This is a genomic window from Enterobacter cloacae complex sp. 382A5 (assembly GCF_050031095.1).
In the GTDB taxonomy this organism is placed as follows: Bacteria; Pseudomonadota; Gammaproteobacteria; order Enterobacterales; family Enterobacteriaceae; genus Enterobacter; species Enterobacter cloacae.
Window position 1 is genome coordinate 4,055,281 of sequence record NZ_JBLGVK010000001.1, and the last position, 26,247, is coordinate 4,081,527.

Sequence of the window (26,247 nt, forward strand, 5' to 3'; positions counted from 1 at the left end):
AGGAAGATATGCGCGTGTTAATATTAGATCCTAACATTATAAATCAGCATTATTTGAAAACCCAAATTGAAGAGGCAGGTATTTTAACTGATGTATCTTCGAGTATTGAGGAAGTGGAAATGTTTATGTTTTCAAATAAAGCTGAACTCCTGATTATGGCATCTGAAACGCTTTCCACTACTGAGTTACAGGCGATTCGTAAGTGGCGACGCGAAGGGCGCACTATCCGCATCATGATCCTTAACAGCAGCAACGATATTGAACACAAGGTGAAAGCGTTTGAAAGCGGTGCTGACGATTATGTTGTCAAGTCTAGTCATATTGAAGAGATTATCATCAGAATTTGGGTTTTAGTACGCCGGAATTATCTCACCCCTTCCAGCCGTATTACTGCAGGTAATTTAGAACTCGACTTAAACAGCAAGGTACTCTTCATCAACAAGCAAAAAATTCGACTGACCCGTTTTGAATTTGAAATTATGAAGCTACTGGTGAAGAACAAAGGCAAGGCGCTGAGCAAACGTAAAATCATGAAACATCTCTACCACGACTGGATGGGTAAAGAAAACAATACCGTCGAGGTGCTTATTGGTCGTCTGAGAAAGAAACTGGCACCCTACAACAGCGGGCAAATCAGAAATCAAAGAGAAGAGGGTTATTATTACGATCTAAACGGTGCGATCTGAGTTACCCCCAGCCCTGTGCTGCCTTGATGGCATAAAAATTAACTTCATTTAAGTACGGTATATTTAACGCTTTTAAACTCACACTTCATCAATCACAGCTTCATTGTTAAGAAAATTATATGAACAAATCTACGACCAATACGCTATCGCTTTGGTCTTTAACGACGCTTGTCGTCGGAGCGATGATCGGAGCGGGTATATTTTCATTACCTGCTGCATTCGGACGAGCAACCGGTGGGCTTGGTGCAATTATTGCCTGGGTGATTGCCGGTGGCGGTATGCTGATGCTGGCATTTGTATTCCAGAACCTTGCGCAAAGAAAGCCTGAACTCAATGCGGGCGTCTTTAGCTACGCTAAAGCCGGTTTCGGCGAATATCCGGGCTTCATTTCGGCACTCGGTTTCTGGGCGGGTACATGTATCGGCAACGTATCCTATTTTATTTTAATTAAATCAACATTAGGCGCGTTTTTCCCTGCATTTGGCGAAGGTAATACGCTGCTGGCAATCGCTGTCTCATCAGTTGTTTTATGGTCTTTTCATCTCCTGGTATTGCGGGGTATTAAAGAAGCGGCCTTTATCAATACCCTGGCCACCTGTGCCAAGATCATCCCTATTTTTGTATTTATCGCCATTCTGATAATGGCATTCAAAAAAGAGATGTTTATGCTTAATTTCTGGGGCGGGGCCGCCGGAGAGCCACCTCTCTTCAGATCAATCTTTTCCCAGGTCAGAAGCACCATGTTGGTGACCGTATTCGTATTCCTTGGAATCGAAGGGGCAAGTATTTACTCGCGTTATGCAACTAACCGGAAAGACGTTGGCCTGGCGACCGTATTCGGCTTCATCGGGGTGCTGTGCTTACTGATGTTAGTCACCATGCTTTCTTATGGCGTTATGCCCCAGGCCGAGCTGGGAGCCTTACGGCAACCCTCAATGGCCGGTGTTCTCGAAAGCATAGTGGGACGCTGGGGCATGATTTTCATCAGCGTGGGGTTAATTATCTCTGTACTCGGAGCCTATCTTTCCTGGTCATTGCTCGCTGCGGAGGTTATTTATTCCGCGGCGTTGAAAAAGAGCATGCCTGCCATTTTTGCACGCGAGAATCGCTGGCGCGTTCCCTCTTCAGCCGTATGGTTGACGAATATCTCGATACAGCTGTTCTTAATTATCACTTTTTTCAGCGATTACGCATTCCTGTTAGCCCTTGAGCTAACCAGCGCGATGACGCTTATCCCCTATCTTCTGGTTGCCGCGTATAGCCTGAAGCTGGTAATTACACGAGAAACCTACGAACAGTGCACAAAGGGATATTATAAAGACCTGGTGATCTCTGTCATTGCCACTGCCTATGCCTCGTTGATGATTTATGCCGGCGGATTAACGTATGTGCTGCTGTCCGCCGTTATTTATGCGCCTGGCACACTGCTTTATTACATTGCTAAGCGTGAGCAAAACAAAAAAATATTCTCTGGTACGGAACGAATATTATTTACCGCCATCGTGCTCGCGGCTTTGGCCTGTATTTATGGAATTATAAACGGAAATATTACCATTTAATTACTCTCTTAAGGAGATACTATGCAAGATATACCACTAGGTGTTCACTCCGAGGTCGGCCAGTTACGCAAAGTAATGGTGTGCGCCCCTGGGTTAGCACATAGCCGTCTTACGCCGGGCAATTGCGACCGACTGTTATTTGATGATGTCATGTGGGTAGAGCGTGCCCGTCAGGATCATCTCGATTTTATTAACAAAATGCGCGGATGCGGTGTTGACGTTGTTGAGATGCATGATCTGCTCTCCGAAACGCTGGCTAACCGTCAGGCACGCAACTGGCTCATCGAACAGCAGATTACTGCTGATGAAATCCCGTTGGGTTTGCTTAATGAAACACGCTCGTTCCTGGATTCGTTACCCTCAGAGCGGCTGGCTGAGTTTATGATCGGCGGACTTTCAACCTATGATTTGCTGAACAGACACAGGGGCGATAAAGAAGAACTTGAACTCGTCGGAAGAGCGACAGGGCTGCGTGAATATTTGCTCCCGCCGTTGCCGAATACGCTTTATACGCGAGATACCACCAGCTGGATTTATAACGGGGTTACGCTTAATCCCCTTTACTGGCAGGCTCGTCGTGAAGAAACGTTACTGACCACTGCTATCTATAAGTTCCATCCGGACTTCACCCGTCAGACGATCAATACATGGTGGGGAGATCCAACGCGTTATCACGGATCCGCCACCCTTGAAGGCGGCGATGTTATGCCTATTGGCAACAAGACCGTTTTAATCGGTATGAGCGAACGAACGTCCTATCAGGCCATTGCCCAGCTTGCATCTGCCCTGTTTTCGAACCCGCTTAGCCATGTCGAGCGCGTTATTATTGCCGCGATGCCGAAGCTCAGAGCGGCGATGCACCTGGATACCGTATTCACCTTTTGTGACAGAGATTTAGTGACGCTTTATCCCGCCATTGTTGATCAAATCGAAGTCTTTTCACTGATTAAGGACGACTCCCCAGGCGGAATGCGTCTGGAGCATTATTCAGAGCCGTTAACAGAGGTGGTAGCCAGGGCACTCAATTTACGCTCGCTCAGGGTCGTTGAAACCGAAGGCAATGTTTACGACACCGAGCGTCAGCAATGGGATAGCGGAAATAACGTGGTCGCCATGTCTCCAGGTGTCGTTATCGCCTATGACCGCAATACCAAAACAAACGACCGTTTGCGTAAGGAAGGCGTTGAGGTCATTGAAATTGTTGGGAGTGAATTAGGGCGTGGACGCGGTGGCGGCCACTGTATGACATGTCCATTAATTCGTGATGCCGTTGATTACTCATAAGGAATAGAGATGTTTACACGTTCTGTTTTAATTTTGGCCGGTTTGCTGGCATTGGCTGGCTGTACTGAAAAACCCGTTGGTTCTGCCCATCATGCAAGTGCTGCGCTTTCCGGTCAGGTGATGGCACTGTCGCACGGCACAATCACAGGGGTGAGATACATAACAATCCAAAACGACACCGGAAGCAGCGCTGCCGGTACAGTCGGGGGCGCGTTGATTGGCGGTGCTGCCGGTAATGCTATTGGTGGCGGAAGCGGCCGTCTGCTGGCGACGGCTGGCGGTACCGTTGCTGGCGCGATGGCAGGACAGTCGATACAACGAGGAATGGCGCGACATAATGCGGCTGAACTCTTTATTCGTCCTGATAACGGGCAAGAGTTCGTTACCGTGCAGCCCGCCCGTGAAGGTGAATTTGTCGTAGGGCAACGTGTAAATATTACCTCGCATCGCGGTCAGGTAACGATCTCTCCAGCTCAATAACACGCTTTATCATATCTGCCACAACAGGATGATTGTCCTTTTCATTAAGGATAAAAATTTTTTGTGGCAGGTTTTTATCTTTTATTCATTCCATGTGACCATTTATATCCTTAAGAGGGCATCATTGTGACGACTCATCTATTACAATTCTGGAATATGGCAGCCACCCTGTTTTCTATATTCTTTTTTATTGCGTATCTGTTTGTTATTTTCCAGATCGTTACTGATTTATTCCGTGACAATACACTCAACGGCTTCTTTAAATCGCTTTGGATAATGCTGTTACTTTTCATCCCGCTGATCACCTCTGTTTTTTATCTCATTCTGAGAGGTAAGGGAATGGCCAAAAGACAACGTGCTTACAGACTGGATGCGAATGCCGCAGCACAATATAGTCTTTGTAAATCCCCAGCGGAACAAATATCAGACGCCAAAAGACTATTAGACCAGGACGTTATTAGCCAGGAGGAGTTCGAACTCCTTAAAAAGAAAGCCATAAATTAAATCACAATGACTAAGGATGGCGTAATATCCAACCTTAGTCATTTCGTTTTAGAAAATCAGTCATCTCTGGCGCTATTAACAATTCGTCTCATGTTTTGTTAATGCGCTGGCCTATTTATTATTTTTTAACTACTTTTATCCACTGGAGTGTTCGCAATGAAAAGCACTACCCCCTGGCAGCCCTGTAAGGAAAAAATCGACTTTATCGGCGGCTTTTATCATTTATTTTTGTTGATTTGCTCTGTTTTACTCTGGAGCGGGTTACTTCTTTTTGCTACACGTGCCTATGGCCAGACTCATGCTGATGAAAATGCAGCAAGCTGGGGCAGCAGGATTGTTTCCGATATTACGCAAACCTGGACAGATTATGATAGCCACGATATTTATCTTCCTTTTATCAGCTGGCATAACCGGTTCATGTACGATAAAGAAAAGACCGATCGCTATAATGAAATGCCCTGGGGTGCCGGAGTGGGTGTTTCTCGTCATCACAGCAATGGCAACTGGAGTGCACTGTATGGAATGGTGTTTAAAGACTCACATAATGAGTGGCAACCGGTCACCGGCTATGCATGGGAGAAAGGATGGCATCCAGACCAACAAAAAGATTTCAGGTTGGGATTAGGGGTGACCGCCGGGATAACGGCGCGTAAAGATATGGGCAACTACATTCCCTTACCGATTATATTCCCGCTTTTTTCAGCGAGTTATAAAAATGTGAATGTCCAGTTCACCTATATTCCTGGCACCTATAATAACGGAAACGTACTCTTCGGGTGGTTACGTTACAACCTGTAGCAGGGCTCAGCCCTGCATTACACTCTCGGTCTTTTTACTATCAGCGCAGGAAAGGAAACGTTTTAAGAGAAGAAGGAAGAAGAGTCTCTGGATAAAAAGGAGGGTAAAGAAAAATGACTGGATTATATGCAACGACTCACCGCGAGCGTAGGGCTCGCGGTGAGTGTTTGTTTAGAATTGAAGTGCGGCGCCCAGGTAAGCACCATCAAGCAGCGTATGATTAGGCGTACCGGATTTACCATGAACGCTAATATGACGGTAACCCGCTTTGAGTTTCACCTCATCTCGTACCTGCCAGGCCAACCCTGCATCAACTTCAACATAATTTTCGACGGCATTGTTCAGGCCACGTGGCGCGGTATAACCTTCACCATAGGCATACACCTCATCGCTAAAATGGACACGAACCCCGCCACCAATCGGTGCCGCAAATCCATTATCACCTTTCTTAGGCGCCATATAGATGGCCTTGGCACCTGCGTAAAGATCGGCTTTACCCAGAGACACCTGATAACCCAGGCCGACACCGCCAGAATTACGGCCATCATTATAATTGTTAGCCCAGTTTGCAGTATAAAAAATACCGGTCGGCTCTGGCGCAATTAGTGCATTTAACTCCGTATGTTGTGTACCTAACTGAGCGCCAATTTCAGCGGCGTTAGCACCAACAGAAAGAGTTGAAAGAATTGCCACTACTGTGAGTGTTTTTTTAAACATTTGTTATCACCTAATCTACATTAAAAAAAAGAAGTCAGAACCTTAAACAAGCTCTGTCTGGTGGCTTATTTTAGGGGGCGATGTTATATGAAGTTCAAACAAACAAGAGATCCTCACTCACCATACTCTCATTCATTAATCAGCGAGGTGGCAGCTGCGCACGCTATAAAATGACGTGTGTTTAAGTTCCATCTATCTTTTCGCACTAGAATGCCTTTTTATTTTCACCGAAACCAGTGAGGAAACCATGTTCCCGGAAGAAAATATCAGACGTCCCAGAAAACCAAACTTTATCCGTTATCTTTTTCTGTTCAACCTTTTATTGCTGCCCCTTTTCATGATTGTGGCACGCCTGGTCTGGGGACAGGATTTCTTTTCTGTTTCTCCCAATGGCGCTTTGTTCTGGCCGGGTGCAGTCTCGCACGTTTTGTTGCTGGGCGGGGTTTGGTTGTTTTTAGATGTTCTGTTTATGATTTGGTTTTACCTTACCAACAAAAAAAACTGAGGAGCAACGCTTATGCTGTTATTTATTTCATGGCTTTTTGCATTAGTTGGCAGTGAATTACTGCTGTTACAAATCAATTCAGTAAGCATTATCATGCCTCTCTTATATTTATCTATGGGGATAATGTATTTATATCAAAAGAATAAAATAAGGAATATGTTATGGCTGGATGCAAACTTAAAAAAAACACGCATCCTCAACCTCAAGGTTCTGTTTGTGGCAGCGCTTAGTATTATGTTATCTATCGTCGCGCATATTAATTTCGCCATTAACTCCTTGCTTATCATGCAATGGTTAAAAGCATAGTTTATGCGATGTCCATATCTTTATTCTGTGCCCCCATCATCAACCACGCTGCGCTTTAAAACCTAAATACAGCAGATATCAGGTTGAATATCTATGTTTAGAGGATTTATGCGCAAGAAAAGTATTAGAGTGTTGAAGCGTTGTATTTTTATCCTTTTGGGCTTCACGCTTTGTGCAATGACAGGCTTGTTTTATTGGGTACAGCGTAGCGGCGAACTCCAGCCCTGGCATACTTTTGTCCCTAATGAATTACGCGAACACGAGATCGATCGGGCCGATTGGGATGACTATATCAATGCTGAAAACGCCCTCTTCATGGAGGTGCATAACAATGTCGTTATGAAGCAAACCGATCAGGATACAACGAGTTTAAATCGTTATAACCCGTCAAGCCCGGTATTTCCGGACACCCTTCCCACAGACTGGAATCGATCCTACATCATGCGCCCACAGGCGGAACCGAGAGGGGCTGTCGTGTTACTGCATGGACTTACGGACTCCCCTTACAGCCTGCAGCATATTGCCCGGCTCTATCAAAAAGAAGGGTTTGTCGCCATCGGGATCCGTCTACCTGCCCATGGAACCGTACCCGGGGCATTAACGGATGTAAAATGGCAGGACTGGCTGGCAGCAACGCGCCTTGCGGTGCGCGAGGCAACAAAAATGACCCATGCGGATGCGCCGCTGCATATTGTTGGTTTTTCCAATGGTGGGGCGCTGGCCATGAAATATGCCATCGATGCCCTTGATGATGAGAGCCTGAAGAAGCCACAACAAATTGTCCTGATTTCTCCCATGATAGGCATAAGCCGCTTTGCTCGGTTTTCGGGAATGGCCGAATGGACAGCCTTTCTCCCGGCCTTTTCTCGTGCGGCCTGGTTAGGTCTGGTACCAGAATTTAATCCTTTTAAATATAACTCTTTTCCCGTGAATGGTGCGCGGCAGGCTTATCTTCTGACTGAGACATTGAAACGGGATCTTACGCGGCGCAAGTCATCGGCTGGCTGGAAAGATCTTCCTCATGTGCTTACGTTTCAGTCCGTTCTTGATTCCACAGTCAGTACCCGGGCAGTGCTGGACGTGCTCCATCAAAATCTACCGGATAACGGTAGCGAACTGGTGTTGTTTGATATTAATCGTGCGGTCAATTTTCGTGCACTGTTTCGCCACTCTTCGGATCGCGCGCTATCACACTTACTGGCAACACCACAGCGTACTTACACGACGACTATCGTCAAAAATGCCTCTTCAGAGAGTATGAACATGGTCGCTTCGACGCACTTAGCACACTCAACAACAGCAGACGTGCAGCCCCTTAATGTGCGCTATCCGAGAGATGTTTTTTCTCTATCTCATGTCGCCCTCCCGTTTCCTGTCCATGACTCTTTATATGGAAGTGAACCCTATGAACCGAATCACTATGGTCTGAGTCTGGGTGTTTTACGCGTCAGAGGGGAGCGAGCGGTACTGCTGGCAGATATGGACTCCTTAATGCGTATCACCTCGAATCCGTTCTATCCCTATCTGATTGAAAGGATTGCTGGCGTCATAAGATAATGGAAGAGGCGTTTTTTAACGTCTCCTCTTCATAGGGGATAGATGAAATAAAAGACAACCGGCGCCAGGGTATAACATCCGTAATTCTTCGCCTCTTTCACCACTATCCCCATTGAATCGCTGGCTGCCGGTTAATTTGTCACTCCGGCAGCAGCCCCACAAAACTGCGTTTTTTGCGCGGCTCCGACATCAGCTCTTCGAGCTTATCCACGCAGGCCAGGTAGTGCGGCGTTTTTTTATGCGCCAGCACCGCCTCTTCGTCTTTATAGGCCTCGTAGATAAAGAACCGGGTTTTCACCCGGGGGTCCTGCAATACGTCAAAACGCAGGTTTCCCGGCTCCTGAATTGCGCCCTCGTGGTTGGCGCGAAACACCTCCAGAAACTCGTCCACCCGCTCGGGTTTGATATTGATCTCCACTAACGTCACGTTCATTTCGCTTCTCCCTGTTTCTCTTCCTGCCAGAACTGGAACGCCTCCCGGGCGCTCATGTTCTCGTGAACCACTTTCTTCACCGCCTTCAGCATGGCGAGCGGCGCGCTGGACTGGAAGATGTTGCGCCCCATGTCCACGCCGGAGGCTCCCTGGTCAATCGCGCGCCAGCACATCTCCAGTGCCTCGTGCTCCGGCAGCTTTTTCCCCCCGGCGATGACGATCGGCACCGGGCAGCTGGCGGTCACTTTTTCGAATCCTTCATCCACATAGTAGGTTTTGACAAACTGCGCCCCCATTTCGGCGGCAATACGGCTGGCGAGCGAGAAGTAACGCGCATCGCGCGCCATCTCCTTGCCGACGCCCGTCACCGCCAGCACGGGCATCCCGTAGCGTGCCCCCGCATCCACCAGCTTGATGATGTTATTGATCGACTGATGCTCGAATTCACTGCCAATGTACACCTGCGCCGCCACCGCACAGACGTTCAGGCGCAGCGCGTCTTCCATTGCCACTGCCACGCACTCGTTCGACAGCTCGCCCAGAATTGAGTTACCGCCGGAGGCGCGCAGGACCACCGGTTTATTGGTGGCGGCCGGTACGGTGCTGCGCAAAATACCACGGGTACACATCAACACGTCGGTTTCGGCGAACAGCGGCGCGATAGAGAGATCGATACGCTCAAGACCGGTGGTCGGCCCCTGGAAGTAACCGTGGTCAAAGGCCAGCATCACCGTGCGGTTGCTTTTTGGGTTGAAGATGCGCGAAAGCCGGGACTGCATGCCCCAGTCCAGCGAGCCACAGCCCTTCAGGGTGAACGGTACATTTTGCTGCGGTGTACCGATGCCAAAATCCTTACCGTCTTTGATGTCGTCTAAATCAGCCATTTGCTCCCCCGTCAGAAATCGTATTTGTTGATGTTCTCTTTGGTGAACACCACGCGCTCTGGCAGCAGCACGATGCCGTTGCCTTTTGCTTCATACTGGTAGCCCTGGACGCTGTTCGGCTCGACCTTCAGCGTACCGATATCTTTTACCTCCACGCTGTCGCCGACGTTAAGATCGCCTTTTTTCAATAAACGATCGGCGACATTGACCGCAATTTTGCCCTGTTGCACCACATCCCACAGGCCGAAGGCTTTAACCGTGCCGCGCTCGACGTACGGACGCATGACGTTAGGCGTACTGAATCCGACAATCGCCACCCCTTCCCGCTTCAGGTTTTCCGCCGCCTGCGCCGCGGCAGGCAGAGCGTTGGCATCCGGGGCGATGATCGCATCCAGATCCGGGTACGCTTTTAAGATCCCTTCGGCGGTTTGCAGGGATTTGGTGGCGTCGTTATAGCCAAACTGGGTGGTCACAATCTGCCACTGGGGATGATCTTTTTCGATTTTGGCCTTCGCCTCTTTCACCCATTGGTTCTGGTCGGTGACGGTCGGGCTGGAGTAGAAGAACGCCACTTTGGCATTCGGTTTTGTCACCTGCTTCCCGGCCATCTCCACCAGCAGGCCACCGAGCTGCTCCGGGGTACCCTGGTTGATGTAAATGCTGCGGCACTCCGGTTTGGTGTCGGAATCCCAGGTCAGCACTTTGACGCCGCGCTGCATGGCGCGCTTTAGCGCCGGGCAGAGGCCATCCGGCGACACGGCGGAGACGATAATGGCGTTATAGCCCTGGTTGACGAAGTTATTGATGAGCTGCACCTGGCCGGAGACGCTCGGCTCGGTGGGGCCGTCGTAGGTGACGTCCACGCCGAGGTCTTTCCCCGCCTCTTTTGCGCCGTTGCCGCCGCTGGTGAAGAAGCCCACCCCCACCAGCTTCGGGATAAAGGCGATGCGGTCCGCCGCCTGCGCCGAGGCGAAGCTGAGGGCCATTGCCAGGACTATCAGTTTTGTTTTCATCTTACGCTCCGGATAGTTTTCTAAAGAGAGAACGCACCCATTCACGGTGCAGACTCAGCGAACGTCCCATCACCACCACAACCAACAGCGCCCCTGACAGCGCGCTCGACACCTGGTTGGGGATGCCGACCATCTGTAACCCCTGCTGCAGGTACCCCACCAGCAGCGCTGCCAGTGCCGTACCGATAACCGAACCTGACCCACCATAAATATTCGCCCCGCCGAGTACGGCAGCGGTGAGGGCAGGCATCAGCAGATCGCGCCCCAGATCCGAGCGCGCGGAACCGAAATAGGAGACCATCACCAGGGCGGCAATGGCCGAGGCGACGCCCACCAGGCCATACAGCGCGTAGGACATGCCGTTAACCGACAGCGCCGCATAGCGCGCGGCGCGCGGGTTCTGGCCGATTAAGAACAGATGCCGCCCAAAGCGTCCGCGGTGGGTAATCAGCCAGAAGAAGAGCGTAATGAGCGCAAACAGCACCAGCGGAACGGGCAGACCTGACACGGTCAGGTTAGCGAACGCGGTAAAGCTGTCCGGGAAGCCGCCGATGCCCTCATAGCCCGTCGCGCCCGCCATGCCGGAGAGCAGCAGCGCCCCGCCGCCGTAGAGGTAGAGCGTGCCGAGAGTGATAACTAAAGGGCTGATACCCGTGTAGTGGATCAGCGCCGCATTCACCAGCCCGCACAGCAGGCCCAGCAGCAGCGCCAGAGGAATGGCGACCGCCATCGGCCAGCCCGATTGCATCATCACTCCCAGCGCAATGGCGCACAGGCCAATGGTTGAACCGAGGGAGATATCGATCCCGCCGCTGATAATCACCAGCGTCAGCGGCAGCGCCACAATGCCGATGCAGATAAAATCGCTGGTGCTGAACAGCAGCATGTTGATGTCGAGCATCCGCGGGTTGATGGCGCCAAAGAGCAGGATCTCCAGCACCAGTAAGATCAGCAGCGCGCTTTCCCAGTTAAGCTTCATTTACGCCACCTCTTTTTTGCGTTTGGGAAATGGGGTGACGTGCTTTCCCCCTCTGTTACCCGGCTGGAAGCGACCGTATTTCAGCGCCCGCTGATGACGCGCCAGCGCCTGGCGCAGACGCCCGTCGAGCACCAGAACGCCCAGCAGCACCAGCCCGGCGATAAAGTCATTCCACCACGCCGGGAGCTTAAACAGCACCAGTACGGTGTCGATTTGCGTCAGGAAAAAGGCCCCAAGCAGTGCGCCAATCAGCGTGCCCGTCCCGCCCAGCAGCGAAATGCCGCCGAGCACGCAGGCGGCGATGGCTTTCATCTCCAGCCCGCTCCCGGTCTGGTTTGGCACAAAGCCAATCTGCGCGGCAAAGACAATCCCGGCGCAGGCCGCCAGCATGCCGTTGAGAGTAAAGGCGATCATCCGCGTGCGGTTAACCGCCACGCCCAACTGGCGCGCGGCGGCAAGGTTATCGCCCACGGCATAGAAATCGCGTCCGAACGCGGTGCGCGAGAGCGTCAACGCGCCGACGGCGGCCAAAAACAGCACCACCATGCCGAGCGGCGAAATGCCCACGGCTACGGGTTCAGAGAGGGATTTCAGCCCCGGCGGTAACCCTTCAATCCACTTTCCACCGGTCCAGAGCAGCATTGCCCCGCGATACAGCCCCAGCGTGCCGAGGGTGGCGACAATCGCCGGGATGCGCAGCGCCACCACCAGAAACCCGTTGAACGCTCCTGCCAGCGCGCCGACAGACAGCGCGAACAGCATCGATACCGGCAGGCTGTAGCCATTGTTCAGCGCCACGCCGACGGCGATGGCGGAGAGCCCCACGGTGGAGCCCACGGAGACGTCAATATTGCGGGTCAGCATCACCAGCGCGGCGCCAAGCGCCAGCAGGATCAGGATTTGCGCGCTGGCGAAGATCATCCCCAGCGTCTGAAGGCTCAGGTACGCCGGATTAAGCGCCACCAGCACGGCAAACAGCGCCAGAATGGCGAGAAACGCGCTCAGCTCGCGGTTTTTCAGTAACGTCTTCATGATTGTCCTCCGAACGCCAGCGCCATCATCCGATCGAGGCTGACGGCATGGCGCGGCAACTCGCCGCTGAGCACGCCCTGATGCATGACCAGCACGCGATCGGCAAGGCCAGGAAACTCATCGAGATCGCTTGAGATCATCAGCACCGCCACGTTCTGCGCGGCCACGCTTTTGATGAGCTGGTAGATATCAGCACGTGCCGACACGTCCACGCCGCGCGTCGGTTCATCGACGATCAGCAGTAACGGGTTGGCTTCCAGACAGCGGGCCAGCAGCACTTTCTGTTGATTCCCGCCGGAGAGGGTGCGCACGGTTTGATCCGCATGGTTGAGTTTGATCCCCAGCGCGCGGTGGTAACGCTCCACCACCGCGGACTCCCGCTTGCGCTGCTGCCAGAGAGACGGCTCGTTCAGCGCCACGGTGTTCCAGCGGATGGGTGCATCCAGGAACAGGCCGGACACCTGCCTGTCTTCCGGCAGATAAACCAGGCCTTTGTCCAGCCGGGCGCCCACGCTCTCGTGAGTGATCTCCTGATTCTCCAGCCAGACCCGTCCGCCACGCACCGGACGCAGGCCGTAGAGCGTCTCGGCAAATTCGGTGCGCCCGGATCCGACCAGCCCGGCCAGACCGACGATCTCGCCTGCGTAGATCTCAAGCGAGAGATCGATAAACCCCTCCCCGGTAAGATCGTCCACGCGCAATACCGGAAAATCCTGCGGCTGGGTGCGACGGTTTCCCGGCAGCGCCAGCCACAGTTTTTGCGCATCGCTTAAGCCTTTCTCCCGGCTCACCGGCGTCATGGCGGCAATCAGCGCGTTATCGTCGAACTGCGCGGTTTCCCCGCTGAGCACTACGGCACCGTCGCGCATCACCGAGACGTGGCTTGCCAGCTGGCGGATCTCCGGCAATTTATGCGAGATAAAGACGATGCCGACGCCCAGATCCTGCAGGGCGCGGATCTGGCGAAACAGACGTTCGGTTTCACCCGGCGTAAGGGAGGCCGTGGGCTCGTCGAGGATCAGGATCGTTGCGTTACGCATCAGACCGCGCAGGATCTCCACCATCTGCTGATCCGCCACTTCCAGCGTACTGGCGGTGGCGTCGAGATTTAGCTGGCACTGCAGCTGCTGCAGCTTCTCCGTCAGCCGATTCTCTCTTTCCCGTTCACGCGGCAGGCGGAAAAGGATGTTTTCCCGCACCGTCAGATTGGGGAACAGGAGCGGTTCCTGGGGCACCAGATAGATACCTAACTTATGGGCCTGCACGGGCGTGAGCCGCGCATATGAATGACCTGCTACGGAAAGTTCACCGCTGTCCGGCGTCTCCACCCCGGCGATAATCTTCATCAGCGTCGATTTACCCGCGCCGTTCCCGCCCATCAGCGCATGCACCTGGCCCGCAAGCAGCGTGAAATCAATACCTTTCAAAACCGGCACCCCGGAAAACTGCTTGCAGATGGCTCGTGCTTCGATAAGTGGGGTCATCATCGCTCCGCTATTGAACAAATGATTTTTAGATTTAATAATGTTCAAAAGCGTAGACGGTGAACTATATTTACAACCGTGCAGGGATCACAGTTTTATCGATTAAGATCCATCTGAGAAAGAAACTATCTAAATGATCCGTTTTGCCGCGTGGCTCACACTTTCGACCTGCGCCGTCACGAACATATGATCTAAATTTTTATAAGAGTTCAATTATGAGCGATAAACGCACTGCGGAAGAAGGTCGGTTTGCCGGGCTGGCACTGGCGGAAGAGGAGCTGGTTGCCCGCGTGGCCTGGTGTTACTACCACGACGGATTGACGCAAAACGACATTGGCGAACGGCTCGGCCTGCCGCGCCTGAAGATCTCTCGCCTGCTGGAGAAAGGTCGCCAGTCCGGGGTGATCCGCGTGCAGATCAACTCCCGCTATGAGGGCTGTCTGGCACTGGAAACCGAACTGCAGCAGCGCTTTGGGCTAAAGCTGGTGCGCGTGCTGCCAGCACTGAATACCCCGCCAATGAACGTGCGGTTAGGCATTGGTGCCGCGCAGTCGTTAATGGGCGTGCTGGAACCCGGCCAGCTGTTAGCGGTGGGATTTGGTGAAACCACCATGAGCAGCCTGCAACATTTAAGCGGCTTTATCAGCTCGCAGCAGATCCGCCTGGTGACGCTCTCCGGCGGCGTGGGGCCCTATATGACCGGTATCGGCCAGCTGGACGCGGCATGCAGCGTCAGCATGATCCCCGCCCCGCTTCGCGTCTCCTCCGCCGAGGTGGCCGGGATCTTAAAACGTGAAACCAGCGTGCGGGACGTGATCCTCGCCGCAACGGCGGCCGACGTGGCGGTGGTCGGGATTGGGTCCGTGAACCAGCGTCGTGATGCAACGATATTGCGCTCAGGCTACATCAGCGAAGGTGAACAGCTGATGTATGCCCGTAAAGGGGCGGTCGGCGACATTCTCGGTTATTTCCTCACTGCCGAAGGAGAGTGCGTTGAGGAGCTGGAGATCCACAAAGAACTGCTGGGCGTCACGCTTGATGAACTGGCGCAGTTACCTACCATCGTCGGCGTGGCTGGCGGTGTTGAGAAAGCCGATGCGATTTACGCCGCACTGAAAGGTCGCCGTATCAATGGCCTGGTGACGGAAGAGACAACAGCCCGCGCGGTGCTGGCCCTGACGTAACGGGGTAAGCCCTGCGCTAACAACGAGGCAAACTCATGAGTTACCTTTTAGCGTTAGATGCAGGGACAGGCAGCGTGCGTGCCGTTATTTTCGATCTGCTGGGCAACCAGGTTGCCGTGGGTCAGGCCGAGTGGCAGCACCTGAGCGTGGAAAATGTGCCGGGCTCGATGGAGTTCGACCTCAATACCAACTGGCGGCTTACCTGCCAGTGCATCCACCAGGCGCTGGATCGCGCGCACCTGAGCGCGGCGGATATCCAGTCCGTCGCCTGCTGCTCCATGCGCGAAGGGATCGTGCTGTATGACCGCAACGGTGAGGCCATCTGGGCCTGCGCCAACGTCGACGCCCGCGCCAGCCGCGAGGTGGCCGAACTCAAAGAGATCCACGACAACCAGTTTGAATCCGAAGTGTACGACGTTTCCGGCCAGACCCTGGCCCTGAGCGCCATGCCGCGTCTGCTGTGGCTGGCGCACCATCGCCCGGATATCTATCGCAAGGCTGCCACTATTACCATGATCAGCGACTGGCTGGCGGCGAAGCTCTCCGGCGAGCTGGCGGTCGATCCATCAAATGCGGGCACTACGGGGATGCTGGATCTCTTCTCCCGCGACTGGCGGCCAGCACTGCTGGATATGGCCGGGCTGCGCGCCGATATCCTCTCTCCGGTGAAAGAGACCGGCACCGTGCTGGGCGCTATCACTAAAGAGGCCGCGCAGCAGAGCGGCCTGCGTGAAGGCACCCCTGTGGTGATGGGCGGTGGCGACGTACAGTTGGGCTGTCTGGGGCTGGGCGTGGTCCGCGCCGGGCAAACGGCGGTGCTGGGTGGTACCTTCTGGCAGCAGGTGGTCAATCTGCCGCAGGTGCGCACCGATCCTGAGATGAATATTCGCGTGAACCCACACGTCATCCCCGGTATGGCGCAGGCGGAATCGATCAGCTTCTTCACCGGCCTGACCATGCGCTGGTTCCGCGACGCCTTCTGCGCGGAAGAGAAGCTGATCGCCGAACGTATGGGGATGGACACCTATTCCCTGCTCGAGGAGATGGCGAGCCGGGTGCCCGCGGGTTCGCATGGCGTGATGCCCATCTTCTCCGACGCGATGCATTTTAAGCAGTGGTACCACGCCGCCCCGTCGTTTATTAACCTCTCCATCGACCCGGAAAAGTGCAACAAAGCGACGCTGTTCCGCGCGCTGGAAGAGAACGCGGCAATTGTCTCGGCCTGCAACCTGGCGCAGATCTCACGTTTCTCCAGCGTTAACTTCGAGAGCCTGGTGTTTGCCGGAGGCGGTTCGAAGGGGGCGCTATGGAGCCAGATTTTAAGTGACGTCACCGGTTTGCCGGTGCGCGTACCGGAAGTGAAAGAGGCGACGGCGCTGGGTTGCGCCATTGCCGCCGGAGCCGGGGCCGGACTGTTTGCGGATATGGCCACCACCGGCGAGCGGCTGGTGAAATGGAGCCGCGAGTTTACCCCGAACCCGCAGCACCGGGCGCTGTACGATGGCATGATGCAGAAGTGGCAGGCGGTGTACGCCGACCAGCTCGGGCTGGTGGACAGCGGGCTGACGACGTCGATGTGGCAGGCGCCGGGGCTGGTGCGGGCATCCCCCTCACCCCGCCCCTCTCCCTGTGGGAGAGGGTTAGGGTGAGGGCATTATTTGAATCCCATCACAATCACTGCATTCCCCTTTTCCCTTTTACTTTCTGCTGGCTAAATTAGTAACTCATCCGACCACATAACAATAATTTTACACTGGAAGAGACTATGAGCCGCTACCCGTCGCTATTCGCCCCCCTCGATCTGGGGTTCACAACGCTCAAAAACCGCGTGTTGATGGGCTCAATGCATACCGGGCTGGAGGAGCATCCGGACGGGGCCGAGCGTCTGGCGGCCTTTTATGCCGAACGCGCACGCCACGGGGTGGCGCTGATCGTCACCGGGGGTGTGGCTCCCGCGCCCTCAGGGGTGGGGATGGAAGGCGGAGCGGTGCTTAACGATGCGTCACAACTGCCGCACCATCGCATTGTGACCGATGCCGTTCACAGCGAAGGCGGTAAAATTGCCCTGCAAATCCTGCATACCGGGCGTTATAGCTATCAGCCCAATCTGGTGGCACCGTCGGCCATTCAGGCACCGATTAACCGCTTCAAGCCGCATGCCCTCAGCCACGATGAAGTGCTGGCGCTGATTGACGACTTCGCCCGCTGTGCGGCGCTGGCGCGTGAAGCAGGTTATGACGGCGTCGAGGTAATGGGCTCCGAGGGCTATCTGATTAACGAATTCCTCGCCGCCCGCACTAACCAGCGTGACGACGAATGGGGTGGCGATTATGCGCGACGTATGCGCTTTGCCGTCGAAGTGGTACGCGCCGTGCGCGAACGTGCGGGCGCTGACTTTATTATCATCTTCCGCCTGTCGATGCTGGATCTGGTGGAAGGCGGCGGAACGTTTGACGAGACCGTCCAGCTGGCGCAGGCGATTGAAGCCGCCGGTGCTACCCTCATCAATACCGGGATTGGCTGGCACGAGGCGCGTATCCCGACTATCGCCACGCCGGTACCGCGCGCGGCATTCACCTGGGTTACGCGCAAGCTGAAAGGCAAAGTGTCTGTTCCGCTGGTGACCACTAACCGTATTAACGATCCGCAGGTGGCGGATGATGTCATCTCACGCGGCGATGCCGATATGGTGTCGATGGCGCGTCCGTTCCTGGCAGATGCAGAACTGCTTTCCAAAGCGCAAAGCGGGCGGGCGGATGAGATCAACACCTGCATCGGCTGTAATCAGGCCTGTCTGGATCAGATCTTCGTCGGGAAAGTGACCTCCTGCCTGGTTAACCCCCGCGCCTGCCATGAAACCAAAATGCCGGTGCTCCCGGTAGACAAATCAAAACGCCTGGCGGTTGTTGGGGCGGGCCCCGCGGGGCTGGCGTTTGCGGTAAATGCGGCGTCGCGCGGGCACAACGTGACGCTGTTCGATGCCGCAGGCGAAATTGGCGGGCAGTTTAATATTGCCAAACAGATCCCCGGCAAAGAGGAGTTCTATGAAACGCTGCGCTACTACCGCCGGATGATCGAGCTAACGGGTGTGGATCTGCGGCTCAACCAGTGGGTAAGTGCGCCAGATCTGCTGGATTACGACGAGGTGATTCTGGCGAGCGGGATCGCCCCGCGCACGCCTGCGATCGAGGGTATCGATCATCCTAAGGTGCTGAGCTATCTCGATGTGCTGCGCGATAAAGCGCCGGTTGGGGAAAACGTGGCCATTATCGGCTGCGGTGGGATCGGCTTTGATACCGCCATGTATTTAAGCCAGCCGGGCGAGGCCACCAGCCAGAACATTGCCGAATTTTGCGTGGAATGGGGCATCGACACCAGCCTGAGCCAGTCCGGCGGCCTGCGCCCGGAAGGGCCACAGCTGCCGAAAAGCCCACGGCAGATCGTCATGCTGCAGCGCAAAGCGAGTAAGCCGGGTGAAGGACTGGGGAAAACAACCGGCTGGATCCACCGCGCCACCCTGCTTTCGCGCGGCGTGAAGATGATCCCGGCGGTGAGCTATCAGAAGATCGACGACGACGGCCTGCACGTCACGATCGGCGATGAGCCACAGCTGCTGCGCGTGGATCATGTGATTTTATGTGCCGGGCAGGAGCCAAAGCGCGATCTGGCGGATCCGCTGCGTGAGGCAGGTAAAACGGTACATTTGATCGGCGGGTGCGATGTGGCGATGGAGCTGGATGCGCGGCGGGCCATTGCGCAGGGCACCCAGCTTGCACTGGTTATTTAGCGACGACGTCCCAGCTTCACCGCTTTCAGCACCACGAACTTGTTGTTGGTGGCGATGGTGACGCAGTTACCGAAAATCTTCTTCAGCTTGTGGAAGTAGTCCAGGTGACGGTTCGCCACAATATACAGCTCGCCGTTGATTTTCAGGCAGCGGCGCGCATGGTGGAACATCTCCCACGCGACGTTATCCGTCAGGGCGTGCTTCTGGTGGAACGGTGGGTTGCAGAACACGGCGTTGAAGCGGAAAGGCTCTACGCCGGACAGCGCGTTATTGATCATAAACTCACAGCGATCCAGCGCCTCTGGCATGTTGGTTTCCACGTTCAGACGGCTCGACGCCACCGCCATTGGCGATTCGTCGCTGAAGACCACGCTGACTTGTGGGTTCTTTGCCAGCAGCGTCAGGCCAATCACGCCATTACCGCAGCCGAGATCCACAATCTCCCCTTCCAGATTTTCCGGCAGATGTTCAATAAAGAAACGTGCGCCGATATCAAGGCCGGTACGTGAGAAGACGTTCGCATGGTTGTGGATGGTCCAGTCGGTGCCTTCCATCTTCCAGCTCAGCGTCTCTGGCGCGTCAGCCAGTTCCGGCGCGCTGAAGGTACAGTTGATCAGGCGCGCTTTTTTCCAGGCCAGCGTCGTGGTGGTCGGGCCCAGCACTTTCTCGAACAGCTCCAGCGTTGAGGTATGAATATCACGCGCCTTCGCGCCTGCGATGATGCGCGTCTCTGGCGTGACGACTTTCCGTAATGCACGCAGTTGCTGCTCCAGCAACGCCATGGTTTTTGGCACTTTGATCAGCACCACGCCCGGCGCCTGCGGGTAGTCTGCGGTGCTGTCGAGGAACTTCACGCTGGATTCATCGAGATCGTTGTGACGCAGGTTTTCACGCGTCGCCAGCTCGCTTAAGTAAGAATCGCCAATGCTGTAAGGCGTGTGCGCCGCCAGGGCGCAGCCCAGCGCACCAAAGGCATCATTCAGGATCAGAACCGGGCCGCGGATTTCAGTGTCATCCAACTGTTGCAGCAGATATTCATCCGCCGCTTCCCACGCCTGAAGCGGGTTAACGTCGTCCGTCTCCGGGAAACGTTTAAGGTTGAGTGAACGGAAACCGTTGTCTAAGTGGCTCATCGGCCCTCCTGAATGGTAAAATTTCGGCGTTATCCCTGAAAAGGGTGCGTGAGTATACCCGTTTTCAACTTATTTTGGGGTTTTGATGAACCAGCTGACTTATCTCCAGGGCTACCCGGAGCATTTGCTCTCCCAGGTACGCACGTTAATTGCCGAGCAAAAACTGGGGACGGTGCTGGAAAAACGTTATCCCGGCACGCACGATGTCGCGACCGATAAGGCCCTCTGGCAGTATACGCAGGATCTCAAAAACCGGTATCTGAAGAGTGCACCACCCATCAATAAAGTGATGTACGACAACAAGATCCATGTGCTGAAAAACGCGCTCGGCCTGCATACGGCCATTTCACGCGTACAGGGCGGTAAGCTAAAAGCAAAAGCCGAGATCCGCGTCGCCACCGTCTTTCGCAACGCACCGGAAGCCTTTCTGCGGATGATCGTGGTGCACGAGCTGGCGCACCTGAAGGAAAAAGAGCATGACAAGGCGTTCTATTCCCTGTGCTGCCATATGGAGCCACAGTACCATCAGCTGGAGTTTGATACCCGTTTGTGGCTTACGCATTTATCGTTAAAGAGTAATGCGCAGTAGCGCACTGGTTTTGCAACAATCACGTGCTACAGTGGCTAAAGGTTCCCCGCTATGGAGTACGTAAACGTTTATGATACGTTTCGCAGTCATTGGTACGAACTGGATCACGCGCCAGTTCGTCGACGCCGCCCACGAAACCGGCAAACTTAAGCTCACCGCCGTCTATTCCCGCAGCCTTGAACAGGCGCAGGCCTTCGCGAACGATTATCTGGTTGAACATCTGTTCACCTCGCTTGATGAGATGGCGCAAAGCGACGCCATTGACGCGGTCTATATTGCCAGCCCGAACGCCCTGCACTTCCCGCAAACCCGGCTCTTCCTCAGCCATAAAAAGCATGTCATTTGCGAGAAGCCGTTGGCCTCGAATATCGAGGAAGTGGAAGCCGCTATTCAGTGCGCCCGCGACAACCAGGTGGTGCTGTTCGAAGCGTTCAAAACCGCCAGCCTGCCGAACTTCCTGCTGCTACAGCAGTCTTTGCCGAAGGTGGGCAAAGTGCGCAAAGCCTTTATTAACTACTGTCAGTACTCGTCGCGCTACCAGCGTTATCTGGACGGCGAGAACCCGAACACCTTTAATCCGGCCTTCTCCAACGGCTCGATTATGGATATCGGTTTCTATTGCCTGGCCTCTGCGGTTGCCCTGTGGGGCGAGCCGCACGGCGTAACGGCCACTGCCAGCCTGCTGGAGAGCGGCGTGGATGCGCACGGTGTCGTGGTGCTGGATTACGGTGATTTCAGCGTCACGCTGCAGCACTCCAAAGTGAGTGACTCAGTCCTGCCAAGTGAAATTCAGGGTGAAAACGGATCGCTGGTTATCGAGAAGATCTCCGAATGCCAGAAGCTGAGCTTTGTGCCGCGCGGCGGTAAAGCGCAGGAGCTGACGCAGCCTCAGCATATTAACACTATGCTCTATGAGGCAGAGGTCTTCGCCCGTCTGGTGGAAGACAACGAAGTGAATCACCCGGGGCTTGCGATAAGCCGCACCACGGCGAAGCTGCAAACGGAAATCCGTCGCCAGACCGGCGTGGTTTTCCCGGCAGACGGCGTGAGCACAGAAGCTATCGCGTAAAGCTGTGTAATGAATGACTGAGGACCATTGACGAAACTGATGGTCTGACATATTTTGTTACGAGCAAAGGGGAGTAACTTCCTTGCCGGTGGATCGTCATTACGATGCGTGCAAAACCGCATCCGGTCGCCGGGCAACCTTCGTGGTTGTAAGTGAGACCTTGCCGGAAGGCGAGGTCTATGCATAAAAAGCTAACGGCTATCGTCTTCTGACCATGGCCGTTTTTGTTTTTTATGTGTAAGGAAAATAGTATGCATTCTGTCGGCACTCCAATGTTGTGGGGCGGATTCGCGGTTGTCGTGCTCATCATGCTGGCAATCGACCTCTTTTTGCAGGGCCGTCGCGGCGAGCACGGTATGAGCGTCAAGCAAGCCGCCGTCTGGTCGCTGGTGTGGGTATCCCTCTCACTCCTTTTCTGCGCCGCCTTCTGGTGGTATCTGGCCTCGACCGAAGGCCGTGCGGTGGCTGATCCTCAGGCGCTCGCCTTCCTCACCGGTTATCTGATTGAAAAAGCGCTGGCGGTTGATAACGTCTTCGTCTGGCTGATGCTGTTCAGCTACTTTGCCGTGCCTGCTGCCCTGCAGCGTCGCGTGCTGGTTTACGGCGTGCTGGGGGCAATCGTCCTGCGTACCATCATGATCTTCGCCGGTAGCTGGCTGATAACCCAGTTCGAATGGCTGCTGTACGTCTTTGGCGCGTTCCTGCTGTTCACCGGGGTTAAAATGGCGCTGGCGAAAGAAGACGAAACCGGTATTGGTGATAAGCCGCTGGTGAAGTGGATCCGTGGTCATCTGCGCATGACGGACAAAATCGAGAGCGAGCATTTCTTTGTCCGCAAGAATGGCCTGCTGTTCGCCACCCCGCTGCTGCTGGTGCTGATTCTGGTGGAGCTGAGCGATGTGATCTTCGCCGTGGACAGTATCCCGGCTATCTTCGCCGTCACTACCGACCCGTTCATTGTGCTGACCTCTAACCTGTTCGCTATTCTCGGTCTGCGTGCGATGTACTTCCTGCTGGCAGGCGCGGCTGAGCGCTTCTCAATGCTGAAGTACGGTCTGTCGGTGATCCTGGTGTTTATCGGTATCAAGATGCTGATTGTTGATTTCTATCATATCCCGATTGCCATCTCGCTCGGCGTGGTGTTTGGCATTCTGCTGGTAACGCTGATTATCAATACCTGGGTTAACCGCCAGCACGATAAAAAGCAGCAGGCGTAGTGCGTTTTGCCGGGTGGCGCAGCGCCACCCGGCACTTTCGTTAATCAATAGTTAAAAAACATGACGCAACACGTAAAATCCAGCATTTTACTCTTCCGCCTTTCCTCGCTTTCCCTGATACTCAACCAGGCAAACAAATACTTACATCCGGACATAAATGTGCCTTAGAGCACAGCCAGGATGGAACGCAATTTCACTCAGGAATAACGTATGAGCACACAATCACGCGGTCTGTTCGCGCGCCTGGCGCAGGGCAGCCTTGTAAAACAAATTCTGGTCGGGTTGGTACTGGGTATTCTGCTGGCTATGGTGTCAAAACCTGCTGCAGAAGCCACGGGACTGCTTGGAACCCTTTTCGTTGGCGCTCTGAAGGCCGTGGCACCGGTTCTGGTTCTGATGCTGGTCATGGCGTCGATTGCCAACCACCAACACGGACAAAAAACCAACATTCGGCCGATCCTGTTCCTGTATCTTCTGGGTACCTTCTCCGCTGCCTTAACCGCCGTGGTATTTAGCTTCCTGTTCCCGTCTACGCTGCACCTGACCAGCGCGGCCGGTGATATCACGCCCCCATCGGGGATTGTGGAAGTGCTTCGTGGTCTGCTGATGAGCATGGTCTCCAACCCAATCACAGCGCTGATGAACGCAAACTACATTGGCATCCTGGTCTGGGCAATTGGGCTGGGCTTCGCGCTGCGTCATGGTAATGAGACCACGAAAAACCTGGTTAACGATGTCTCGAACGCCGTGACCTTCATGGTGAAACTGGTGATTCGTTTTGCACCAATCGGTATTTTTGGTCTGGTCTCCTCTACGCTGGCAACCACCGGTTTTGACGCGCTGTGGGGCTACGCCCAGTTACTGGTCGTGCTGGTTGGCTGTATGCTGCTGGTGGCACTGGTGATTAATCCCCTGCTGGTGTTCTGGCAGATCCGCCGCAACCCGTATCCACTGGTGCTGACCTGCCTGCGTGAAAGCGGCGTGTACGCCTTCTTTACCCGCAGCTCCGCAGCTAACATTCCGGTTAACATGGCGCTGGCGGAGAAGCTGAATCTGGATCGTGATACTTACTCCGTGTCTATCCCGCTGGGTGCAACCGTGAACATGGCGGGCGCGGCGATCACCATCACCGTGCTGACCCTGGCGGCTGTGCATACGCTGGGTATTCCTGTGGATCTGCCTACGGCGCTGCTGTTGAGCGTGGTGGCCTCGCTGTGTGCCTGTGGCGCATCTGGCGTGGCGGGCGGCTCTCTGCTGCTGATCCCGCTGGCGTGCAATATGTTTGGTATTCCGAACGAAATTGCCATGCAGGTGGTCGCAGTCGGCTTCATTATCGGTGTGCTGCAGGATTCCTGTGAGACGGCGCTGAACTCTTCTACCGACGTGCTGTTCACCGCTGCGGCCTGTCAGGCGGAAGATGCGCGTTTAGCGAAGAACGCATTACGAGGTTAACAGCAAAACGGCAACCCTGAGGTTGCCGTTTTTAGTGTTTGTCCCCTCTCCCGTGGGAGAGGGTCAGGGTGAGGGCACCAGCCCGCACCCAACTTACAACGTCACCCCACTCTTAAAGATCGCCAGCTCGCGGAAGTCGTTTTTCTCGTTGCAGGTCTGCTTGCCGTTGGCAAATTCCACAATACTGTCCACAAACTCCGTCAGCAGTTGCGGCATTTCTTTACCGTGAATGAGTTGACCGGCATCAAAGTCGATCCAGTGCTTTTTCTTCGCCGCCAGTTCACTGTTGGTGGCAATTTTGACCGTCGGGACAAACCCGCCGTACGGCGTACCGCGGCCGGTGCTGAACAGCACCATGTGGCAGCCGGCACCGGCCAGCGCGCTGGTGGCAACCGCATCGTTCCCCGGGGCGCTCAGCAGGTTCAGTCCGTGGGTTTTCAGGCGTTCGCCGTAGCGCAGGACATCCACCACCTGGCTGGCGCCCGCTTTCTGGGTGCAACCCAGTGACTTCTCTTCAAGCGTGGTGATCCCACCCGCTTTGTTACCCGGCGACGGGTTCTCATAAATCGGCTGGTTGTGAGCGATGAAGTACTGTTTGAAATCATTCACCATGGTGACCGTTTTCTCAAACGTCGCTTCATCACGGCAGTGGCTCATCAGGATACGCTCGGCACCGAACATCTCCGGCACTTCCGTCAGCACCGTCGTTCCCCCGTTGGCGATCACATAGTCCGAGAAGCGGCCCAGCATCGGGTTCGCGGTGATGCCGGAAAGACCGTCCGAGCCACCACACTCCAGCCCAAACTTAAGCTCGCTCAGCTTGCCCGGCTCACGTTTATCGTGGCGCATCGCCTCATACAGCTGGTGCAGTTGCTCAACGCCCGCTTCCACTTCATCATCCTGATGCTGACACACCATAAAGTGCACGCGCTCAGGGTCAAACTCGCCCAGCGTCTCCCGGAAGGCATCCACCTGGTTGTTCTCGCAGCCCAGGCCAATCACCAGCACCGCCCCCGCGTTCGGATGACGCACCATGTTTTGCAGCATGGTACGGGTGTTGATGTGATCGTCACCCAGCTGTGAACAGCCGTAGGTGTGGCTGAACAGGTGCACGCCGTCAATGCCTTCGGCATCGTGAGTCTCTTTCAGGAAACGCGTCTGGATTTGACGCGCGATCCCGTTCACGCAACCGACTGTCGGGAGGATCCAGAGTTCGTTGCGGATCCCTACCTCACCGTTGGCGCGGCGGTAGATCTGCACCTCACGATCTGCCGCCTGCTCCTCTTGCGCATGGAAATCAGGTTGATAGCTGTACTCGTCCAGATCGCTCAGATTGGTGCGGGTATTGTGGGAATGAATGTATTCACCCGGCGCAATATCCGCCAGCGCATGGCCAATCGGTAAACCGTACTTCACCACGTTCTCCCCTTTCATAATGGGGATCAGGGCAAACTTATGTCCACGTCCAATGGCCTGGCGCAACGTGACCGATTGATTACCGAAAGTGACCTCTGTTCCTTCGGTCAGATCTGCCAGCGCGACGCCGACGTTATCCAGCGAATGGATTTTGATGTAGTGCATATCAACCTCAAACG

25 protein-coding genes are annotated in these 26,247 nt (G+C 54.6%); 16 read left to right on the forward strand and 9 right to left on the reverse strand.

Going from position 1 to position 26,247, the window contains the following annotated elements:
* The first annotated feature begins 8 nt into the window (after window positions 1-8).
* The 6 genes from ACQG2G_RS19130 (at window position 9) to pagP (ending at window position 5,311) form a co-directional block, all read left to right on the forward strand.
* Window positions 9-686 carry a winged helix-turn-helix domain-containing protein gene (locus ACQG2G_RS19130; RefSeq protein WP_038420666.1) on the forward strand — a complete coding sequence of 226 codons (678 nt, stop codon included), beginning with the start codon at window positions 9-11 and terminating at the stop codon, window positions 684-686.
* A gap of 119 nt (window positions 687-805) precedes the next feature.
* Window positions 806-2,245, forward strand: a complete 1,440-nt coding sequence (locus ACQG2G_RS19135) for a basic amino acid/polyamine antiporter (protein ID WP_061771437.1) — start codon at window positions 806-808, stop codon at window positions 2,243-2,245.
* A gap of 21 nt (window positions 2,246-2,266) precedes the next feature.
* Complete coding sequence (locus ACQG2G_RS19140) at window positions 2,267-3,529, forward strand: arginine deiminase (RefSeq protein WP_061771436.1); 1,263 nt, start codon at window positions 2,267-2,269, stop codon at window positions 3,527-3,529.
* Window positions 3,530-3,538: 9 nt separating this feature from the next.
* On the forward strand, window positions 3,539-4,009 hold the full coding sequence (locus ACQG2G_RS19145) for a glycine zipper 2TM domain-containing protein (RefSeq protein ID WP_038420668.1): 471 nt from the start codon (window positions 3,539-3,541) through the stop codon (window positions 4,007-4,009).
* 126 nt (window positions 4,010-4,135) lie between these two features.
* Window positions 4,136-4,513 (forward strand): zinc metalloprotease HtpX family protein, encoded by a 378-nt coding sequence (locus ACQG2G_RS19150; RefSeq protein ID WP_061772173.1) that lies wholly within the window; start codon window positions 4,136-4,138, stop codon window positions 4,511-4,513.
* Window positions 4,514-4,669: 156 nt separating this feature from the next.
* Window positions 4,670-5,311 carry a lipid IV(A) palmitoyltransferase PagP gene (gene pagP, locus ACQG2G_RS19155; protein WP_080453053.1) on the forward strand — a complete coding sequence of 214 codons (642 nt, stop codon included), beginning with the start codon at window positions 4,670-4,672 and terminating at the stop codon, window positions 5,309-5,311.
* 171 nt (window positions 5,312-5,482) lie between these two features.
* Here pagP and ACQG2G_RS19160 read toward each other — a convergent pair whose 3' ends face one another.
* Window positions 5,483-6,028, reverse strand: a complete 546-nt coding sequence (locus ACQG2G_RS19160) for a YfaZ family outer membrane protein (protein ID WP_013098838.1) — start codon at window positions 6,026-6,028, stop codon at window positions 5,483-5,485.
* 247 nt (window positions 6,029-6,275) lie between these two features.
* Here ACQG2G_RS19160 and ACQG2G_RS19165 point away from each other — a divergent pair, with 247 nt between their 5' ends.
* The 3 genes from ACQG2G_RS19165 to ACQG2G_RS19175 all read left to right on the forward strand — a co-directional run bounded on the left by ACQG2G_RS19165 (window position 6,276) and on the right by ACQG2G_RS19175 (window position 8,396).
* Window positions 6,276-6,533 carry a hypothetical protein gene (locus ACQG2G_RS19165; protein ID WP_045902634.1) on the forward strand — a complete coding sequence of 86 codons (258 nt, stop codon included), beginning with the start codon at window positions 6,276-6,278 and terminating at the stop codon, window positions 6,531-6,533.
* A 12-nt stretch (window positions 6,534-6,545) separates the two neighbouring features.
* Window positions 6,546-6,839, forward strand: a complete 294-nt coding sequence (locus ACQG2G_RS19170; RefSeq protein ID WP_020689402.1) for a hypothetical protein — start codon at window positions 6,546-6,548, stop codon at window positions 6,837-6,839.
* A gap of 108 nt (window positions 6,840-6,947) precedes the next feature.
* Window positions 6,948-8,396 carry an alpha/beta hydrolase gene (locus ACQG2G_RS19175; RefSeq protein ID WP_061773067.1) on the forward strand — a complete coding sequence of 483 codons (1,449 nt, stop codon included), beginning with the start codon at window positions 6,948-6,950 and terminating at the stop codon, window positions 8,394-8,396.
* Between the two features lie 139 nt (window positions 8,397-8,535).
* Here the strand turns inward: ACQG2G_RS19175 and lsrG are convergent, their stop codons facing one another.
* From lsrG to lsrA, 6 genes are read right to left on the reverse strand one after another with little or no spacing between them, the layout of a single operon-like run.
* On the reverse strand, window positions 8,536-8,829 hold the full coding sequence (gene lsrG, locus ACQG2G_RS19180) for a (4S)-4-hydroxy-5-phosphonooxypentane-2,3-dione isomerase (RefSeq protein ID WP_013098845.1): 294 nt from the start codon (window positions 8,827-8,829) through the stop codon (window positions 8,536-8,538).
* Window positions 8,826-9,713 (reverse strand): 3-hydroxy-5-phosphonooxypentane-2,4-dione thiolase, encoded by an 888-nt coding sequence (gene lsrF / locus ACQG2G_RS19185; RefSeq protein WP_029883832.1) that lies wholly within the window; start codon window positions 9,711-9,713, stop codon window positions 8,826-8,828. Before lsrF ends, lsrG begins: the two co-directional genes overlap by 4 nt.
* An 11-nt stretch (window positions 9,714-9,724) precedes the next feature.
* Window positions 9,725-10,726 carry an autoinducer 2 ABC transporter substrate-binding protein LsrB gene (lsrB, locus tag ACQG2G_RS19190; RefSeq protein ID WP_020689399.1) on the reverse strand — a complete coding sequence of 334 codons (1,002 nt, stop codon included), beginning with the start codon at window positions 10,724-10,726 and terminating at the stop codon, window positions 9,725-9,727.
* A gap of 1 nt (window position 10,727) precedes the next feature.
* On the reverse strand, window positions 10,728-11,705 hold the full coding sequence (lsrD, locus tag ACQG2G_RS19195; protein WP_061772172.1) for an autoinducer 2 ABC transporter permease LsrD: 978 nt from the start codon (window positions 11,703-11,705) through the stop codon (window positions 10,728-10,730).
* Complete coding sequence (gene lsrC / locus ACQG2G_RS19200) at window positions 11,706-12,737, reverse strand: autoinducer 2 ABC transporter permease LsrC (protein WP_061772171.1); 1,032 nt, start codon at window positions 12,735-12,737, stop codon at window positions 11,706-11,708. It lies immediately after the preceding gene.
* Window positions 12,734-14,221 carry an autoinducer 2 ABC transporter ATP-binding protein LsrA gene (gene lsrA, locus ACQG2G_RS19205; protein WP_013098850.1) on the reverse strand — a complete coding sequence of 496 codons (1,488 nt, stop codon included), beginning with the start codon at window positions 14,219-14,221 and terminating at the stop codon, window positions 12,734-12,736. Before lsrA ends, lsrC begins: the two co-directional genes overlap by 4 nt.
* 215 nt (window positions 14,222-14,436) lie before the next feature.
* On the opposite strand from lsrA, the gene lsrR reads away from it, so the two are divergent.
* The 3 genes from lsrR (at window position 14,437) to ACQG2G_RS19220 (ending at window position 19,192) form a co-directional block, all read left to right on the forward strand.
* Window positions 14,437-15,405, forward strand: coding sequence for a transcriptional regulator LsrR (lsrR, locus tag ACQG2G_RS19210; RefSeq protein ID WP_013098851.1), 969 nt, complete (start codon window positions 14,437-14,439; stop codon window positions 15,403-15,405).
* Window positions 15,406-15,440: 35 nt separating this feature from the next.
* A complete protein-coding gene (lsrK, locus tag ACQG2G_RS19215) occupies window positions 15,441-17,054 on the forward strand; it encodes an autoinducer-2 kinase (RefSeq protein ID WP_061772170.1) in 1,614 nt (537 codons plus the stop codon).
* A 116-nt stretch (window positions 17,055-17,170) separates the two neighbouring features.
* Window positions 17,171-19,192, forward strand: a complete 2,022-nt coding sequence (locus ACQG2G_RS19220; protein WP_248078696.1) for an NADPH-dependent 2,4-dienoyl-CoA reductase — start codon at window positions 17,171-17,173, stop codon at window positions 19,190-19,192.
* Here ACQG2G_RS19220 and rlmG read toward each other — a convergent pair.
* The gene (gene rlmG, locus ACQG2G_RS19225) at window positions 19,189-20,325 is read right to left on the reverse strand and encodes a 23S rRNA (guanine(1835)-N(2))-methyltransferase RlmG (protein WP_061771847.1); all 1,137 of its coding nucleotides are present in this window, start codon (window positions 20,323-20,325) and stop codon (window positions 19,189-19,191) included. The genes ACQG2G_RS19220 and rlmG overlap by 4 nt on opposite strands.
* A gap of 85 nt (window positions 20,326-20,410) precedes the next feature.
* Between rlmG and ACQG2G_RS19230 the strand changes: the two genes are divergently transcribed.
* The 4 genes from ACQG2G_RS19230 to sstT all read left to right on the forward strand — a co-directional run bounded on the left by ACQG2G_RS19230 (window position 20,411) and on the right by sstT (window position 24,652).
* On the forward strand, window positions 20,411-20,914 hold the full coding sequence (locus ACQG2G_RS19230) for a YgjP-like metallopeptidase domain-containing protein (protein ID WP_038985775.1): 504 nt from the start codon (window positions 20,411-20,413) through the stop codon (window positions 20,912-20,914).
* A 70-nt stretch (window positions 20,915-20,984) separates the two neighbouring features.
* Window positions 20,985-21,983: a Gfo/Idh/MocA family protein gene (locus ACQG2G_RS19235; RefSeq protein WP_013098856.1), complete on the forward strand. Its 999-nt coding sequence runs from the start codon at window positions 20,985-20,987 to the stop codon at window positions 21,981-21,983.
* A 251-nt stretch (window positions 21,984-22,234) separates the two neighbouring features.
* Window positions 22,235-23,200 carry a TerC family protein gene (locus ACQG2G_RS19240; RefSeq protein ID WP_013098857.1) on the forward strand — a complete coding sequence of 322 codons (966 nt, stop codon included), beginning with the start codon at window positions 22,235-22,237 and terminating at the stop codon, window positions 23,198-23,200.
* Window positions 23,201-23,410: 210 nt separating this feature from the next.
* Complete coding sequence (gene sstT, locus ACQG2G_RS19245) at window positions 23,411-24,652, forward strand: serine/threonine transporter SstT (RefSeq protein WP_014833385.1); 1,242 nt, start codon at window positions 23,411-23,413, stop codon at window positions 24,650-24,652.
* 93 nt (window positions 24,653-24,745) lie between these two features.
* Here the strand turns inward: sstT and ACQG2G_RS19250 are convergent, their stop codons facing one another.
* Entirely contained in the window at window positions 24,746-26,233 is a 1,488-nt protein-coding gene (locus tag ACQG2G_RS19250) for a UxaA family hydrolase (RefSeq protein WP_061771846.1), read from the reverse strand.
* Between the last annotated feature and the right edge of the window lie 14 nt (window positions 26,234-26,247).